Raw genomic sequence first — 15,286 nt, 5'->3', positions numbered from 1 at the left:
GGAAAAGAAAAAGGCCTGCATGGTCCTCCGAGGAGGCCTGCAGGCCTTTCATTCCGATTAGCGCTGCTGAATCTCACGCCGCTTCGAGATCTTCGACTTGAGCGTGAAGCCCCAGCCGATGAAGGCGAACGCCAGCACGGCTAAGCCGGATGCGAGCCATCCGTTATAATCGATCGATATCGCCGTACCGAGCAGGAGCAGCATCGAGACGACCGCGAACAACAGTCCCAAAGGTTTGTTCAAAATGTGTTCACCTCCGAGTATAGTTTTCTCCGAGCATAGCATAATAACAACGCAAGCTTGCAACCAACACCAATCTAAGCAGGGCGAAAGGAGAAATATCAATCATGGCAAGCAATAGCTCCGGTTCCCGTAATCAAGTTCTGGTCCCTCAAGCAAAGGCTGCGCTGCAAAGCATGAAGACGGAAGCCGCTCAATCCCTGGGCGTGCAAATTCCGGCTGACGGCTACTACGGCAACGTAACGTCCCGCGACGCCGGCTCCCTTGGCGGCTATATCACCAAGAAGCTGGTTCAAATGGCCGAGCAACAACTTTCCGGTGGCAGCCGCTAACATCCGTTAGCTCACCGAAAGCCCGAGGAAACCCCTCGGGCTTTTATTGTGCGCCTAAGCGTCGCCCAGGTCAACCTTTGCGGCAAAAAAAAGACCGCTCTCGCGAAAAAGACGGCGAACGCCGTCTGATCGCGAAGCGAATGGGAATCGAACGGCCGGTCAGTAAGCGTTCATGCGAAGACGCTTCTCGAGGCGGTCGTCGCTGAGCCAGCCTACGTACGATTGAACAACCTTAAAGGAGGCATCCATCATGACCGTCGCCACGAACGGATACTGCTTCCGGTGCCGGTAACGGATATCGATCCAGCGAACCTCGTAGCCCCAAGGCTGCTCTCGGACTTGCGCGCAAGGAAACGGCGTGACGTTCAGCAGCGCCTGCACGTCCTTGTTCTTTTTTGGAAGCTTCGACCGCCGGATGGACGTCGCACTTCGTATGGTCGATCCAGTGAACCGCGCCTTTGTCCCATTCGCCGATGGCGAACGTGCAGTCCGTCGATTGACGCACCAGGTTCCAACGATGCAGGTTCAGCGTGGGCAGCAGCGTGTACTGGTCGCCTTCGCGCCGTTCGGGATCCCGGGACGGGATGCGGGCCGACAGCCGACGATGCACGACGCTCCGCCAGGCGTAATAAACGGCCAACATGGCGTACAACACGGGAAAGACGACGGTGGGGCTCGCCCAGCCCGTCAACCAGAGCAGAATGGCAACCAGATGCGCGCCGAAAATAAACGGATCGAAAATATGAATGATATTCCATGCGATCCATTTGCGCGTCACGGGCCGGAAAGCCTGCGTGCCATAAGAGTTGAAGAGGTCGCTCAGCACGTGGACGATCACGGCGAGCAGCACCCACAGGCCGATATGCCACCAGGACACGCTTCGGAAAAGAAGCGAAAGCGCCAGCGTGATCAGGACGGCCCACCCGGCGATGGCAGGAAAAGAGTGGGACATGCCCCTGTGGTTTTTGATATAATCGGCATTGCTCTTCAATCGCAGCACGGTGTCGAAGTCGGGGGCTTGGGAGCCCGCGATCGTGCCGATCAGCACCGCGACAGGGCCGTACGGCTCGTAGGCGATGACGGGATCGATCAAGGCGAGTCCGCCCAGTCCGAGCCCGAAAACGAGATGCGTCCCGGAATCCATGATCATGATCTCCTTTGCCGTCAGATTCGCCGCGTGGCGCGGCATCGGTATAGTATGGGCGCAGCTCCATTCAAATATGAGGGGAAGAAGCCGCATGTCTTTGATCTTGTTTTGCGAATACAGCATTCCGGAAGCGCACCGGGAACGCTTTCTGGCATGGGTCCGCGAGACGCCGTCAAGATGGGAGGGCGCGGAGCTGGCGGAAAACCGGGAACAGCCCGGCGTATTCGTCGAGCTTCGTCGGTCCGCGAACGAGCGAGAAGCATCGGACATAAAAAAAGAACGCCTCGAAGGGCGTTCTTGGTCGGAGATGGTTTCATGGGTGAAGGGGGGGACGGCAGGGCTTAAGGGTGTGGACCTTCGCCCCCGTTGACTTCGTCTCCCCCCGGAATCGGGCCGATTAGCGGCGAGTGATCGGATTGCTCGCCGTGCCGAAGGGCAAATTATAAATAAGCGGCTCGTCGAACGTGATGTAGTCGAGGTTCAGCGTAAGCAGCAGGTAACGCATGCCCGTCGCGGGATCGCTGATGATGATGTGATCGCGTCCGGCGGCTTCGAGGACGCCCTTGAAGATTTTGGCGTTCCATTCGCTGTTGTTCTCGTAGGTCATGTAAAGCGTGGCCACTTTGCCGAGGTTCATGCGCAGGATGTTCTCGACGTAGGACTCCTCGCGGCCGGGCGCCTGGATGAACGTGGTGACCGGCAGGCCGCCTGGTGCGGCCGGGGGCATCATGTTCATCGGCATCGAACCGTTCGGAACGGCCGCCATGCCGGAAGGCATTGCGGGCATCATGCCGACGTTCGGGTGCGCGGCCGTCGTTGCGTTCATCGGCATCTGCTGCATGCTTCGTTGGGGCCAAGCCAGTTGATTGTACAAGGGAGATCCTCCTTTAATTGGGGCGCCTAAGCGCGGGTTAATAAACGAGCGGGCAATCGGACCGACCATCCTGTCGCTTCGCAGCGGTCCGTGGCGAGTCGTCGCCTGCCCGGTCGCCTGGGCGAATGTCTCCGTACAGTGTATTGCGCCCATGGGCGAAAGGTGACAGCGAACGCCGACGCTTTTTTGACGCTTTGAAGGCGGGCGGATGTCGACCCGATGGCGCACAGGTGGCGATTTGATGAACAGCCCCGCGCGAACATTGTCAAGGTGTGCAGATTTGGTTATCATCTAATAGAAGGAAATAGATAAACGATTCGGCCGTTCTCGGCTTTTTATGTTTGAAGGAGGCACACCGTGTTCAAAGATCTTGTGGCCCTGACCAAGCCGCGCATCATTCGTCTTAACCTCGTCGCGGCATTTGGCGGGTTCTGGGTCGCATCGAGGTGGCAAATCGGGAGCTGGGACTTTTGGCTGAACCTGCTCTGGATGCTCATCGGCACGACGCTGACGATGGCCGCGGCTTGCGTCTTCAACAATTACTGGGACCGGGACTTCGATACGAAAATGTCCCGCACGAGCGACCGTGCGCTCCCGCAGGGACGGCTCTCCCCGGGCTTCGTCCTCGGCTACTCCATCGCGCTGGGCGTGCTCGGGATCGCCACGCTGTTCATTCTCGTCAATCCGCTCTGCGGCTGGCTGGGACTGCTTGGCATGTTCGTCTATGGCATCGTCTACACCATCTGGCTGAAGCGCACCTCCACCTGGAGCACGTCGATCGGCGGGATCTCCGGCGCCATGCCGCCCGTGATCGGGTACTGCGCGGTGACCGGCGAAGTGGACGCCGGCGCATGGATTCTGTTCGCGCTGCTGTTCCTCTGGCAGCCGCCGCACTTCTGGTCGCTGACGATCCGCCGCGTAGAGGAATACCGGGCCGCCGGCTTCCCCGTACTCCCGGTCGTGAAGGGCATTCTTCGCACCAAGTGGCAGATGATTCCTTACATTTTGCTCCTGCTGGTCGCCTCGATCCTGATGTATACGTACGACTACGTCGGCATTTATTATCTGGTGCTGTCGGTCGTGATCGTCGGCGCATGGCTGATCCACGCGATCTCGGGACTTGTCGCCAAGGATACCGAGAAGTGGGCGAAAATGGACTTTCTGTTTTCCGTCAATTATTTGATGATTATGTTCCTCGTGATGATACTCGATACGAACGGAGTGTAGCGTAACATGTCCCAAGAGTTCGAAGGACCCGGCGTATCCGGGAATCAAGATCGGCCCGGCGCGGGTCCTGCGCCTCTGAACGTCAATGCCAACGGCACCGTTCAGGTCAAGCCTGCGAAGCCTTGGTACGTGCGGTACGGCTTTTCGCTCGCGCTGTTCGCGCTGCTGCTCGTGTTGATCGCCTGGCTCCTTATCCGCCAGCAGCAAGCCGACAAGCTCCCCGACCAGGGAGCCGCGCCCGACTTTACTTACCAGGATATCGACGGCAACGACGTTAGCATGAGCTCGCTCGACGGCAAGGTGCGCTTGGTCTACTTCTTCTTCACCAACTGCCCGGACGTCTGTCCGCCGACGACGTTCATGCTCTCGCAGGTTCAGGACAAGCTTAAGGCAGACGGCCAGTTCGGTAAAAACGTGGACATCGTCTCCGTGACGATCGATCCGGTTCGCGATACGCCGGAAGCGCTGCGCACGTTCGGCGACAAGTACCACGCCGACTATACAGGCTGGAAGTTCCTGCGCGGCGACGAAGCCGAGACGGCGGATCTCGCTTCCAAGTACGGCTTGCTCGCGGTCAAGGACGCGGACGGATTTTTCTCCCACGCCAACCTGATCGTCCTCGTCGACAAGAAGGGACGCATGCGCCAGCAGATTTTGCCGGAGTCGTCCGGCGTTCCGAGCTCGGCGTCCGCCGACGACATCTACGCGATGGTCAAGAAGCTGATGTAAAATCGATAAAGCACCCCTTAGCGCATCGATGGATGCGACGAGAGGTGCTTTGTTTTTTTGCTGACACGGGTGGCTTGGGATAGATGCCGGCGTCGATCGCTATTCCTTCCAGCGGTCGGCATCGGGAGCCGGATATAGGATGAATTCGTCGAGCCCCGCCTTTTCCAACTGCTGTATCAGATATTCCTCTGGCGTGCCCTCTACGCCGGCGTAGCCGCGCCTGGTGTAGATGTGGTCCGCATCCGGGAATACGTCGCGCAGGACGCCGCGGATGCGTCTCCCGGACGAATCGTTGTCCATGTATAAGTAGACGTGCCGCCGGCCGATCGCCTTGCGCAGCGCTTCGATCCGGCTCGTGCTGAGCGTACCGAAGGTGCAATGGATCGGCACTTCCGGAGACAGGACGCGCGCGAGCCGGCTGCGGTCGTTTTTTCCTTCGACGATGATGGCGATGTCCACGCGTTTGCGCCTCCTGGTGCCGCGAAGAACCGTATAAGCGCCGGTTTTCGACGTCCGTATTTTGTTTTATTGTACCACAGGCTCCGGGTATTCTAAGCGTAAGGAGGGACAGGCGCGTTTGAGACCGCTGTCAAAAAGTTTTAGAATAGGGCCTATACGCAAGGACCATCTCTCTCCGGGAAGTGATGCAGGTTGAAGCCGAAACGGATGCTCAGGGATTACATCAAGTCGAAATGGCACGTATACGGTTTTGCGATCCTGCTCATCGCGGCGGGCAATGCGATTCAGTCCTACTACCCCCCGCCTACTCGGCAGCTTTACGGACCGGCTGCAGAAGGGACAGCTGTCCCATGGGGCGATCGTCGATTACAGCCTGGCGTTGCTGGCGGTCGGCGTTGCCTTCGGCGTGCTGGCCGGCGCAGGCCAGTACGTCGTCATGCGGCTCGGCAGATTGTACGAGTTCGATATGCGCAAAAAGCTGTTCGCCCACTTCACCACGCTGAGCGAGCGCTTCTATTCGAAAAACGGCGTCGGCAAGCTGCTCAGCTACGTGATGAACGACGTGACCGCCGTCCGGGAATCGATCTCCATGGGGATCAACCAGACGACCAACGCGACGATTCTCATTTTGTCGGCGATCGTCATGATGACGCTCAGCGACATTCCGCTGCGTCTCGTCCTCGTCTGCGTGCTGCCGCTGCTGCTGATCCCGTGGATCGTGACGCGGTTCGGTCCCGTCATCCGCAAGCGTTCCCTGAATGTCCAGGACTCGCTTGGCAAAATGACGGAGTCGGCGGAGGAGCAATTCGGCGGTATTCGGGTCACGAAAAAGTTCGCTGCCGAAGAGACCATGAACCGGCGCTTCGGAGAGACGGTCGATCGCATTCGCGACAACCAGCTGCGCCTCGTGCGCGTCTCTTCGCTTTTTCAAGCCATCATCCCTTTTCTCGGCGCGCTCTCCATGATCGGGACGATCGCCTATGGCGGGTACCTGACCCTTCGGCATACGATCACGCTGGGCAACTTCGTCGAGCTCACCTTGTACATCCGCATGATGGTCGCGCCGCTGCAGTCGATCGGCAATGTCATCAACGCGATGCAGCGTTCGCGCGCTTCGCTCGAGCGGATCGGCGACCTGATGGCGGTAGAGCCGGATATCCGGGAAACGGAGAGCGCGCGTCACCGCAGCATCGATCAGGCCGCGATCGGCATCCGGCATCTCAACTTCGCCTACCCCGATGCCGAGCGGCCGTCGCTCCGCGATATCAGCCTCGATATCGCGCCGGGCCGGACGCTCGGCATCCTAGGCAAGACGGGCAGCGGCAAGACGACGCTCGTCAAGCTGCTGCTGCGCGCATACGATCCGCCGCCCGGTACGATACGCCTCGCCGGCACGGACATCCGGGATCTTACGCTCGAGAGCCTGCGGAACCAGATCGCCTACGTCCCCCCAGGAGGGATTTTTGTTCAGCACGACGATTCGCGACAACATCGCCTTTTACAAGCGGGATACGGAGCTGCCCACGGTAGAAAAGGCCGCCAAGCAGGCGCAGATCTACGGATCGATCGCCGAGCTGCCCGAGAGCTTCGACACGCGATTGGGCGAGCGGGGCGTCACGCTATCCGGCGGACAGCGCCAGCGGACGGGGCTCGCCCGCGGGCTCATCAAGGACGCGCCGGTGCTCATCATGGACGACAGCGTCAGCGCCGTGGACGCGGTGACCGAGAAGCGGATCATCGACGGCATCCGCAAAGCCCGCAAAGGAAAGACGACGATCATCATCGCTCACCGGATCAGCGCGCTCAAGCATGCGGACGAGATCGTCGTCATGGACGAGGGACGCATCGTGCAGCGGGGCACGCACCTCGAGCTGCTGGCGCAAGCGGGCTTGTACGCGACGTTGCACGCCATTCAAGAGGAGGGAGGCCGCGAAGATGCAGAACCGACCGCCCGTTGATCAGCGTTCCGCCGCCGACCGGAGTTCCGCCGACCCAAGATCGTCCGTTGATCAAAAGGCCGCTTTTCGCGCCTTTTTCGGATACATTCGGCCGCACAAGCTTTCCTTTCTTCTCGTCTTCTGCTGTACGGTGCTGGCCATCGCGGCCGATCTGGCGCAGCCTTATCTCGTCAAGATCGCCATCGACGACAACATCCTGAAGGGACGCGACGACTTCGGAACGCTGCTCGTCATCTGCGCGGTCTATCTCGGACTTGCGCTGTCCGGCTTCCTTTTCACTTATTTGCAGAACAATCTGCTTCAATATTTAGGCCAGAATATCATCGGCCGGATCCGCAAGGACCTGTTCGCGCATATCGGCAAGCAGTCGATGTCGTTTTTCGACCGGATGCCGGCAGGCAGCCTCATCACGAACGTGTCGAGCGACACGGAGACGCTGAACCAGTTTTTCTCGCAGGTGCTGCTCTCGCTCGTGCGCGACGGACTGACGCTCATTTTTATCATTGCGATCATGTTCCAGCTCGACGTTACGCTTACGCTTTATTGCCTGATTTTGCTGCCGGTCATCGCGCTCATCGCGATCGGATTTCGGACCTATATGCGAAAAACGTACCAACTCTCCCGCGCCGCGCTGTCGCGCCTGATCGCGTTCGCGGCGGAAAATCTGGCGGGGATGAACCTGATCCAGGCGTTCCACCAGGAGCGGAAGCAGCAGAACCGGTTCACCGACAACAACCGGACGTACCTGCGGGCTAATCTGCGCGAGATCCGCACCAACGTGCTTTTCAACCGCTCGTTCGACATCTTGGGCAGCCTATCCATCGCGCTCGTCACCTGGCTGGGCGGCGTGGCGGTGTTCAACAGCGCGATCGAATTCGGCGTTTTATACGCTTTTATTACGTACATCCGCCAATTCTTCCAGCCGATCAGCACGATTACGTCGCAGTGGAACACGCTGCAGTCGACCACCGTCTCGGTCGGCCGCATCTGGAGCTTGTTCGCCGTGAAGCCGGAGATCGAGGACGCGGCGGAGATGAAGCAGCTGGCGCGCGATCAGGTCGCCGGACGGATCGACTTCAATCATGTCCGGTTCGGCTATCAAGCGGGCGTGCCGGTTCTGCACGATTTGGATCTGCATATCGCGCCGGGCGAGATGATCGGCATCGTCGGCACGACCGGCGCCGGCAAAAGCTCGCTGATCAGCCTGCTGTGCCGTTTCTACGATGTGTGGGAAGGCGATGTCCGTATCGACGGCACCGACATTCGGACGCTGCCGCAGTCGTCCCTGCACCGGCTCATGGGGCTCGTCCAGCAGGAGCCGTATTTGTATTCGGGCAGTATCGTCGACAATATCCGCATGTTCGACGAGGAGATCACGCGCGAGGAAGTCATCCGCGCCTGCAAGTTCGTCGGCGCCGACGATCTGATCGGCCGGCTGAAGGACGGCTACGACACGCTGCTGTCGGAGCGCGGCAGCGGGCTGTCCGCGGGCGAGCGCCAGATGATCTCGTTCGCGCGGATCATCGTGTTCAAGCCGAAGATCCTGATCCTCGACGAAGCGACCGCCAATCTGGATTCGTACACGGAGCACCTGATCCAGCGCGCGCTCCGGGTCGTCTCGCGGGAGCGGACGACGCTCGTCATCGCGCACCGGCTCTCGACCGTCATGCGGGCGAACCGCATCATCGTCATGAGCGGGGGCCGCATCGTCGAGGCGGGCAGCCACGCCGAGCTGCTCGAGCAGCATGGGTACTATGAGGAGCTGTACTTGCATTCGCAGGGCAAGGAGGAGCGGGGAACGGGGTAAGGCGTGCGCGTCGTCGGAGGCAAAGAGGCGAAGGCGGAGCATAGGGGACGCGCCGCCGGTGCTGCCGGTGCCGGGCACGCAGGTGTCGGGTGCGTTAGCAAAAATGAGGCGACTAGAGTGAAAGTGTGTCGACGCGCCGGTTGGGTGGGAGTGCGAAGAAGTGCCGACTGAGACGATCGAGCCAGATAGCGTTTTTGGACAGGTAATGAACAGCTGAGTTCGGCGATTTCCGCTTCCATTTTTGAACAAGCATAAGCCCTGTGGTCGGACGGCATCGTCTCCCCCGCTAAGCTGCCGATAAAAGTAGCCGTAGACCAAAAGTGCAAACGGGACGAAGCAGGAAACTCCTCTGCTTCGTCCCGTTTAACGATTCCGGCATCTTTTCAGCTGCCTGGTACAGCCACTTTTGCGCTAAGCGTGAGGCACCGCCGGCTGCGGATGCCAGCCTTCCTTGTACACCGGCTTGGGAGCCAGCGCCAGCAGCGCGAGCATGAGGATAGCGAAGGAAAGGAAGAACGGCGATAGCTGCCCGCGAAACGCGCCGGCCGCCACCGGTCCGAGAAATGCGCCGACCGACGAGGCGATCGCCATGAGCGAGAACGTCCGGCCGTACCGGGTCGGGCCGCTGAGCTGCAGCAGAAACGATGTCATCGCGGGAAAGACGACGCCTTTGGCCATGCCGACCACAAACAGCAGCGCCATCATCGGGACCGGCCAGTCCGAGGCGAGTCCGTAGTAAGCGAGCGCGAGCAGCAGCACCCCGATGACACAGCGCGAGTAGGGCAAGTAACGCTGCAAAAACAGCAGGCCAAGCGTGGCGAGCGCGCCCAGGCTCACGACGGAAAACAGGATGCCCGTCGTCAGTACGCCGCCGTCCTCGGCCGAGATCGCCCGCAGCGGCAGCTCGAAGGAGAGGATGCCTTGCGCGAACGCCATCGCCACGGGCAGCAGGAACACCGCCCAAGGAAACCTGCGCGGCACAGCCCCGGCCGAGCCTCCTTCAGCTTCTTCGTTCGGCCCGGGCGCGCCCATCGAAGCCTGCTCCGCCAGCGCGGCTTCGCCCGCGGCCTCGGCCGCATCGGCAGCGACATTCGCATCGGCGCCGCGCCGCGGGTCTCGCACGAACCATAGCGACAGCAGGCCGGTCGCGAGCAGTCCCCAACCGAGAAGCGCGAACGACTGGGCGAAGCCGACCTTGGCGGCAAGATAGGCGCCCGCTGCGGGAGACACGACGGAGGCGACCGTATGGACGAGTCCGTTGCCGGCCATCAGTTTGCCGCGCTTGATATGATCCCGCGTCAGCTTCGCCAGCAGGGACAGACAGGCCGGCGACAAGAAGGCGAGCACGAATCCGCTGAGCGAGCGGACATAGAGCAGATGCCAGGGGTCGGTGACCCTGGACTGCAGCAGAAGCAGCACGCCGGCGCCGACGAGACTGGCCGAGATAAAAAATCGGCTCCCGTACCGGTCGACGCCATACCCCGCCAGCAGGTTGCCGGGCAGGTGCGTGAGCGAGTACATCCCCATCACCAGGCCGATGAACGAAGGCGCGGCGCCGAGCGACACGGCGAACGGCGTGAGCATGGGATATTGGGCATGCAGATCGAAGAACGCGACGAACAAAAACAAATACAGCCAAATGGCCATCCTCACTGCGTTCGCCTCCATTTGCAAAGACGCAGGACGGGCGTCTTAAACGTTATTCCTACTTGTACGCCGGGGCGGACGAGGATATGACCTTTCGCGGGAAAGAGGGGCTTGAAGTGTATGGCGCTGCATGGTACACTTTACGCATATAGTGTATGGCGTGTTTCCATACACTTCACACAAAGGAAGCGGGGTGTGGCGATGCCGCCGATCCGCATATGGAAGCCGGAGGACTTCCGGCTCGATCCTTCCCGGCCGCTGTACGAGCAATTCGTAGAGCAGGTGCGCGCGATGATCGCCAGAGGCGAGCTCGGGCCCGGGACACGGTTGCCGTCCGTGCGCGAAGCGGCGGCGAGCCTGCGCGTCAATCCGACGACGATCATGAAGACGTATCAGGAGCTGGAGCGCCCGGGATTAATCGTGACTTACAGGGGGCAGGGGACGTTCGTGACGGAGGATGAAGCGGTGATAGGGATCTCGCGAAGGGAGCTGGCGCGGGAAGCGGTCGCGAGGCTGGAGGAGACGGCCCGCTCGATCGGATTGACTCTCGATCAATTATTGGCGTTAGCCCGGGAAAAGGAGTGATCGTCATGGCGGATTCGCGATATCCGGAGGCGAAGTTCTCCGCGGCCGCCGGAGCCAAGGCGCCGGCCATTCGCTGCGTGGACGTCACGCTTCGCGTCAAGAAAAAAACCGTGCTCGACGGCGTATCGTTCGAGATACCGGCAGGCAGCCTCGCGGGACTGCTCGGTCCGAACGGGGCGGGCAAGTCGTCGCTCATGCGCATCCTGACGGGCATGTTCCCGCCGGACAGCGGGCGGGCGGAGCTGTTCTGCGCCCCTGCCGGGCCCGAACGGCTCGGCGTGCTGTCCTTCCTGCCGGACCGGGGGCAGCTGCCGCCGTACTTGGGAGCGGGCGAGTGGCTGCGGCTGGCGGCTGGCCTGTATCCGGATTGGAGCGAAGCGCGTATGGAGGAGCTGGTCGTCAAGCTGGACGTGGACCCGGCACAGCGGATCGGATCGATGTCGCGCGGCCAGGAAGCGCGGCTTCAGCTGCTCACCTGCTTGTCGCGGCAGGCACCGATCATCGTGCTCGACGAGCCGTTCGCCGGCGTCGACATGGTGTCCCGCGAATCGATCGCGCAGGCCGTGGTCGGCGAGCTGGCGGACGGCGAGCGCACGTTCCTGATCGCCACGCACGATATTCGCGAGATGGAAAATTTGTTCGACCGGATCGTGCTCATCGGCGAAGGGCGCATGCTCGGCTGCCACGACGTCGATCAGTTGCGGGCAAGCGGACGTTCGGTCGAATCCTGCTACCGGGACGTGTTCGCATGAGGCCGAGCGATCGGATGTGCGGCCTGCTCCGGCTGGAGCCGGCCGAAGAGGCGCTGCTGAGGCTCGAATGGCGGGCTTATCGTTCGATGCTGCCGAGGGACGCGGCATTGTTGGCTTACTGGGGTTTGGCTCTGGCCACGCTCCTTGTCGCTTCGCTGATTTTATTCGGAGACGGCTTTTCGGCACAATCGATCTTTGCGCTTGGCGCCATGCTCGTCTTCCTGATCGCGGCATATACGGGCGGCGGCATGGCGATGACCGTATGGGAGAACGGGTTTCGAGAATGGTGGCTCGGCCTGCCCGTCCCGCGGTCAAGTCTGGTCAAGGCCAAACTGATCGCGGCTTGCGGCATTCAGTACGTCGCCGCCGCCGGCATATGGCTCGTATGCATCGGCCATGGCGCCGTTCTGCTCGCTGTACAAGATGAGACGGGGACGATGCTCGGCGGCGGCGAGCTCGCGGCTATCGCGCTCGCTCACGCGCCGCTGTATGCCGCGCTCGTCCCGCTCGGAACATTCGCGGGATACAGCTTGCTGGGCATGTATTACGGCTGGCGGAGATGGCTCCTCGTTCCATGGATTGTCGTAACGATCATGCCGTTCGGCTTGTTCGGTATCCTCTCGAGCCTCGAAACGGACGCGATGCCTTATCTCGGCGCCGGCCGCATCGTTCAATATGCGGTCGTCGGCTTTCTGCTTGCCGCGCTGGCCTATCGGGCCTGCCTCTGGCTCGCAGGCCGTTATGGAATACCCGATCTCGCCCGTCATCGACCCGGCAGCTTCGGCTTTATGAGCGGGCGGAGCGGGCGGAAGACTGCCGCCGTCGGAAACGAGCGCATCGGCAAGGGATTCGCCGCGCTGTACGCGTTGGAACATTCGCGGTACGCGTACTGGTCGTCGATCAAGCCAGTGCGGCTCGTTTTCGCAGGACTCCTGCTGCTCGCGGGAATCGGCGGCTACTTCGGCGCCAGGGATCCGCTGGGACTTTTGAGCGCGCTGCGGGCCATGCTGGTCATCCCTTGCATCGCGCCTATGCTGGCGATCACGATCCAGATCTCCCACGAGGCGAACAAGCGCAGGCTGGAATGGTGGCTGGGACTCCCTTATCCGCGGCATCATCTGCTGCTGGCGAGATTTCTCGCCGTGTGGGCGTTCGTTCTGCGAGCATCGGCAGGCTTGCTGGCCGTCTTGGCCGCAGGCGTCGCGCTGGGCGGTAGAGAGGGGCTTGACTACTTTTCGCATGGCGACCGAATCGGCAGCATATTTTATATACTGGCCGCTTATTTACTGTGCGGGCTGTTCGTCAGCGCGCTCGCGTTCATGCAGGCTTGTACGCTGCGAAGCTCTCTTCTCGGATGGCTGTACTTCCCTGTCGGGTTTGCCGCTTATTTTCTGCCGGGAACGGTGATGCGCTGGGCGGTCCCCGAGACGCTGCTGGGCGGCCGGATCGGCACCGCTTACTGGATCGCATTGACCGCGGGCGCCGCGCTAGTGCTCGCGGTCGTGCCGCTGTCCATCCGAATGAGCGCCAAATGGATTCATTTATACGTCTTCAACACGACCGAGGACCGACTGCGCCGGCGCGGCGAGCAAGCTTTCAAATTCCGGTCCTAAGTCCGGGGTTTTACGAGAGGCAAATCTGTAAAGTATAATAGAGTACAGATTTATAGCTATGGAGGAGATCTTATGAGCTTCGAACCCGAGGCCTGGAAGCAGTTCGTCACTGATCATTGGGTATTGATCCTGATCGCGGTCGTCGCGCTGCTGGTCATATTGAACGTGGTCAAAACCGTGCTGAAATGGGTGCTCGCCGCGGCGATCGTCGTAGGCGTCGTCGTGTACGGGGGCTATACGGTGAGCGATCTGAAGGAGATCGGCGGTCAGGTCGTAGAGACCGCGACGTCGGCCATGAAGGACGAGGCGTCCAAGGCGATGGCCGAGGAAGCCAAAAAAGCGACCTATACATTGAACCCGGACGGCACCTATCTCGTCAAATCTCCGAATCTGGAATTGACCGGCACGCCGAACTCCGGCGAGGTGGACGTGAAGTTCCGGAGCGTATCGCTGGGCACGTGGAAAATGGAAGGGCCCGTTCGCGACTTCGTGACGACGGCGCTTCAAGCATCGAAATGAGCTGGCTGGACGGGAACTTCGTCACTATCGCGCTGCTCGCGCTCGTAGCGGTGTCCCTCCTTCAAGGCATGAGGCGGGGTGCCAAGGGCTCCGCCAAGCAGCTGTTTTTATTCCTCTCGGGCGCGCTCCTGACGCTCGTCGCGATGGGAGCGGCCGCCTGGTGCGCTTCGGCCGCGTCGCCTGCCGTCCAGCGCTGGCTCGCGGCGCGCAATTGGGAGATGCCCGCGGCCGACGCTTCGACCTGGCGTCAGCTTGGCTACACCGCCTTTTCGGGCGTGCGGGATCTCCCGCTGCTGCGTTTTGCCGTTTTGTTTTTGATCGCCTACTTGCTGCTTCGGTATGTGCTTGGCACGGTCTCCTCGCTGCTCATTCGCGTGGGCGCCGCGCCTTTTGTTCTTGTACCGGGCGGCGGGCCTGTCAGCCGGACCGTCGGCGGCCTCATCGGCGCGGCGCTGGGCGGCGGACGGGCGATCCTCGTGACCGCCGTCCTGTTCGCCTACTGCGCGCTGTCGCCGCAAAGCGCGTTCGCCCAGTATATCGAGCAGTCCGGGCTCTACCGCGAAGCCGCCGCGCAGATCATACGGCCGGCCGCCGGCGACCTGCTGACCGAGCGGCTGCCGGTGCTGGCCGCGTCGATGCAGGGCGAGATGGATAAGCTATGGCAGAAGCGCTACGACATCATCGACGCCGACCTGCCGACGGACATCGTGAGCGCGGCGAAGGAAGTGACGTCGCAGGCCGACGGCGACGAGGCGAAGGCAAGGGCGCTGTACGAGTGGGTCGGCACTCGCGTCGCCTACGACGACGCGAAGGCCGAAGCGTACGAGCAGCGCGGGGAGTGGCGCGAGCAGTCGCCGGAGGATACGTTCCGCACGCGCGAGGGCGTCTGCATCGACTATGCCAGGCTATACGCGGCCATGGCGCGTTCGGTCGGCCTGAACGTGCGCGTCGTGACCGGACAGGGCTACAACGGGCAGGGCGGATATGGTCCGCATGCCTGGAACGAGGTGCTGCTCGGCGACCGCGGCGAGTGGATCCCGCTCGACTCGACGTGGGCGAAGACGGGCGACTGGTTCAACCCGCCGCGCTTCGACGATACGCACATTCGCTCGGCGTAGGCAGGAGCGGGAAGTTAAAGCCGTGGCGCTGGGGCACGGGGGTGTGCTAGCCGTTAGCGGAAGCAAGTTCCGCTATGGTGCCGGGGCACGGGTGTGTGCTAGCCGTTAGCGGAAGAAAGTTCCGCTACGGCGCAGGGACACGAGTGTGTGCGAGCTGTTAGCGGAAGAAAGTTCCGCTATGGCGCTGGGGCACGAGTGTGTGCGAGCTGTTAGCGGAAGAAAGTTCCGCTATGGCGCAAGGGCACGAGTGTGTGCGAGCTGTTAGCGGAAGAAAGTTCC

The 15,286-nt window shown here is 61.4% G+C and carries 15 protein-coding genes and 1 pseudogene; 11 read left to right on the top strand and 5 right to left on the bottom strand.

The window, feature by feature from the left end; genetic code table 11:
• Window positions 1–57: 57 nt before the first annotated feature.
• Window positions 58–243 (bottom strand): hypothetical protein, encoded by a 186-nt coding sequence (locus OMP38_RS07470; protein ID WP_277564513.1) that lies wholly within the window; start codon window positions 241–243, stop codon window positions 58–60.
• A 104-nt stretch (window positions 244–347) separates the two neighbouring features.
• Here OMP38_RS07470 and OMP38_RS07465 point away from each other — a divergent pair, with 104 nt between their 5' ends.
• Window positions 348–572 (top strand): alpha/beta-type small acid-soluble spore protein, encoded by a 225-nt coding sequence (locus tag OMP38_RS07465; protein WP_277539477.1) that lies wholly within the window; start codon window positions 348–350, stop codon window positions 570–572.
• A 232-nt stretch (window positions 573–804) separates the two neighbouring features.
• Here OMP38_RS07465 and OMP38_RS07460 read toward each other — a convergent pair whose 3' ends face one another.
• A complete protein-coding gene (locus tag OMP38_RS07460) occupies window positions 805–1,716 on the bottom strand; it encodes a metal-dependent hydrolase (protein WP_338130429.1) in 912 nt (303 codons plus the stop codon).
• 94 nt (window positions 1,717–1,810) lie between these two features.
• On the opposite strand from OMP38_RS07460, the gene OMP38_RS07455 reads away from it, so the two are divergent.
• Entirely contained in the window at window positions 1,811–2,089 is a 279-nt protein-coding gene (locus tag OMP38_RS07455) for a hypothetical protein (RefSeq protein WP_277564512.1), read from the top strand.
• A 27-nt stretch (window positions 2,090–2,116) separates the two neighbouring features.
• Here OMP38_RS07455 and gerQ read toward each other — a convergent pair whose 3' ends face one another.
• Window positions 2,117–2,560 carry a spore coat protein GerQ gene (gene gerQ / locus OMP38_RS07450; RefSeq protein ID WP_420869627.1) on the bottom strand — a complete coding sequence of 148 codons (444 nt, stop codon included), beginning with the start codon at window positions 2,558–2,560 and terminating at the stop codon, window positions 2,117–2,119.
• A 390-nt stretch (window positions 2,561–2,950) separates the two neighbouring features.
• On the opposite strand from gerQ, the gene cyoE reads away from it, so the two are divergent.
• Window positions 2,951–3,820, top strand: a complete 870-nt coding sequence (cyoE, locus tag OMP38_RS07445; RefSeq protein ID WP_277564510.1) for a heme o synthase — start codon at window positions 2,951–2,953, stop codon at window positions 3,818–3,820.
• 6 nt (window positions 3,821–3,826) lie between these two features.
• The gene (locus OMP38_RS07440; RefSeq protein ID WP_277564509.1) at window positions 3,827–4,549 is read left to right on the top strand and encodes an SCO family protein; all 723 of its coding nucleotides are present in this window, start codon (window positions 3,827–3,829) and stop codon (window positions 4,547–4,549) included.
• A gap of 99 nt (window positions 4,550–4,648) precedes the next feature.
• On the opposite strand, the gene OMP38_RS07435 is transcribed toward OMP38_RS07440, so the two are convergent.
• Window positions 4,649–5,008 carry a DNA primase gene (locus OMP38_RS07435; RefSeq protein WP_277564508.1) on the bottom strand — a complete coding sequence of 120 codons (360 nt, stop codon included), beginning with the start codon at window positions 5,006–5,008 and terminating at the stop codon, window positions 4,649–4,651.
• A 192-nt stretch (window positions 5,009–5,200) separates the two neighbouring features.
• On the opposite strand from OMP38_RS07435, the pseudogene OMP38_RS07430 reads away from it, so the two are divergent.
• Together OMP38_RS07430 and OMP38_RS07425 are read left to right on the top strand one after the other, a co-directional pair.
• Window positions 5,201–6,966 (top strand): annotated as a pseudogene (locus OMP38_RS07430) (ABC transporter ATP-binding protein).
• The gene (locus OMP38_RS07425) at window positions 6,944–8,773 is read left to right on the top strand and encodes an ABC transporter ATP-binding protein (RefSeq protein WP_277564507.1); all 1,830 of its coding nucleotides are present in this window, start codon (window positions 6,944–6,946) and stop codon (window positions 8,771–8,773) included. The pseudogene OMP38_RS07430 and the gene OMP38_RS07425 overlap by 23 nt, the downstream one beginning before the upstream one ends.
• Window positions 8,774–9,184: 411 nt before the next feature.
• Here the strand turns inward: OMP38_RS07425 and OMP38_RS07420 are convergent, their stop codons facing one another.
• On the bottom strand, window positions 9,185–10,426 hold the full coding sequence (locus OMP38_RS07420) for an MFS transporter (RefSeq protein WP_277564506.1): 1,242 nt from the start codon (window positions 10,424–10,426) through the stop codon (window positions 9,185–9,187).
• Between the two features lie 195 nt (window positions 10,427–10,621).
• On the opposite strand from OMP38_RS07420, the gene OMP38_RS07415 reads away from it, so the two are divergent.
• From OMP38_RS07415 to OMP38_RS07395, 5 genes are all read left to right on the top strand, one after another.
• Window positions 10,622–11,005, top strand: a complete 384-nt coding sequence (locus tag OMP38_RS07415; protein WP_277565202.1) for a GntR family transcriptional regulator — start codon at window positions 10,622–10,624, stop codon at window positions 11,003–11,005.
• Window positions 11,006–11,010: 5 nt separating this feature from the next.
• Window positions 11,011–11,757, top strand: a complete 747-nt coding sequence (locus OMP38_RS07410; RefSeq protein ID WP_277564505.1) for an ABC transporter ATP-binding protein — start codon at window positions 11,011–11,013, stop codon at window positions 11,755–11,757.
• Window positions 11,754–13,370: a hypothetical protein gene (locus tag OMP38_RS07405; protein ID WP_277564504.1), complete on the top strand. Its 1,617-nt coding sequence runs from the start codon at window positions 11,754–11,756 to the stop codon at window positions 13,368–13,370. The genes OMP38_RS07410 and OMP38_RS07405 overlap by 4 nt, the downstream gene beginning before the upstream one ends.
• 72 nt (window positions 13,371–13,442) lie before the next feature.
• Complete coding sequence (locus tag OMP38_RS07400) at window positions 13,443–13,889, top strand: hypothetical protein (RefSeq protein WP_277564503.1); 447 nt, start codon at window positions 13,443–13,445, stop codon at window positions 13,887–13,889.
• Window positions 13,886–15,007 (top strand): transglutaminase domain-containing protein, encoded by a 1,122-nt coding sequence (locus OMP38_RS07395; RefSeq protein WP_277564502.1) that lies wholly within the window; start codon window positions 13,886–13,888, stop codon window positions 15,005–15,007. Before OMP38_RS07400 ends, OMP38_RS07395 begins: the two co-directional genes overlap by 4 nt.
• Window positions 15,008–15,286 lie beyond the last annotated feature (279 nt).

Source organism: Cohnella ginsengisoli (assembly GCF_029525555.1).
GTDB classification, from domain to species: Bacteria; Bacillota; Bacilli; order Paenibacillales; family Paenibacillaceae; genus Cohnella; species Cohnella ginsengisoli.
This window is presented reverse-complemented; position numbering and strand designations above follow the sequence as displayed.

What these genes read in the sequence shown, in the direction of transcription:
- OMP38_RS07465 (WP_277539477.1), top strand. Translation starts at nt 348, where the DNA reads ATGGCAAGCAATAGCTCCGGTTCCCGTAATCAAGTTCTGGTCCCTCAA.
- gerQ (WP_420869627.1), bottom strand. Translation starts at nt 2,560, where the DNA reads ATGCAGCAGATGCCGATGAACGCAACGACGGCCGCGCACCCGAACGTC.
- OMP38_RS07440 (WP_277564509.1), top strand. Translation starts at nt 3,827, where the DNA reads ATGTCCCAAGAGTTCGAAGGACCCGGCGTATCCGGGAATCAAGATCGG.
- OMP38_RS07400 (WP_277564503.1), top strand. Translation starts at nt 13,443, where the DNA reads ATGAGCTTCGAACCCGAGGCCTGGAAGCAGTTCGTCACTGATCATTGG.
- OMP38_RS07395 (WP_277564502.1), top strand. Translation starts at nt 13,886, where the DNA reads ATGAGCTGGCTGGACGGGAACTTCGTCACTATCGCGCTGCTCGCGCTC.
- OMP38_RS07460 (WP_338130429.1), bottom strand. Translation starts at nt 1,716, where the DNA reads ATGGATTCCGGGACGCATCTCGTTTTCGGGCTCGGACTGGGCGGACTC.
- OMP38_RS07425 (WP_277564507.1), top strand. Translation starts at nt 6,944, where the DNA reads ATGCAGAACCGACCGCCCGTTGATCAGCGTTCCGCCGCCGACCGGAGT.
- OMP38_RS07455 (WP_277564512.1), top strand. Translation starts at nt 1,811, where the DNA reads ATGTCTTTGATCTTGTTTTGCGAATACAGCATTCCGGAAGCGCACCGG.
- OMP38_RS07405 (WP_277564504.1), top strand. Translation starts at nt 11,754, where the DNA reads ATGAGGCCGAGCGATCGGATGTGCGGCCTGCTCCGGCTGGAGCCGGCC.
- OMP38_RS07410 (WP_277564505.1), top strand. Translation starts at nt 11,011, where the DNA reads ATGGCGGATTCGCGATATCCGGAGGCGAAGTTCTCCGCGGCCGCCGGA.
- OMP38_RS07415 (WP_277565202.1), top strand. Translation starts at nt 10,622, where the DNA reads ATGCCGCCGATCCGCATATGGAAGCCGGAGGACTTCCGGCTCGATCCT.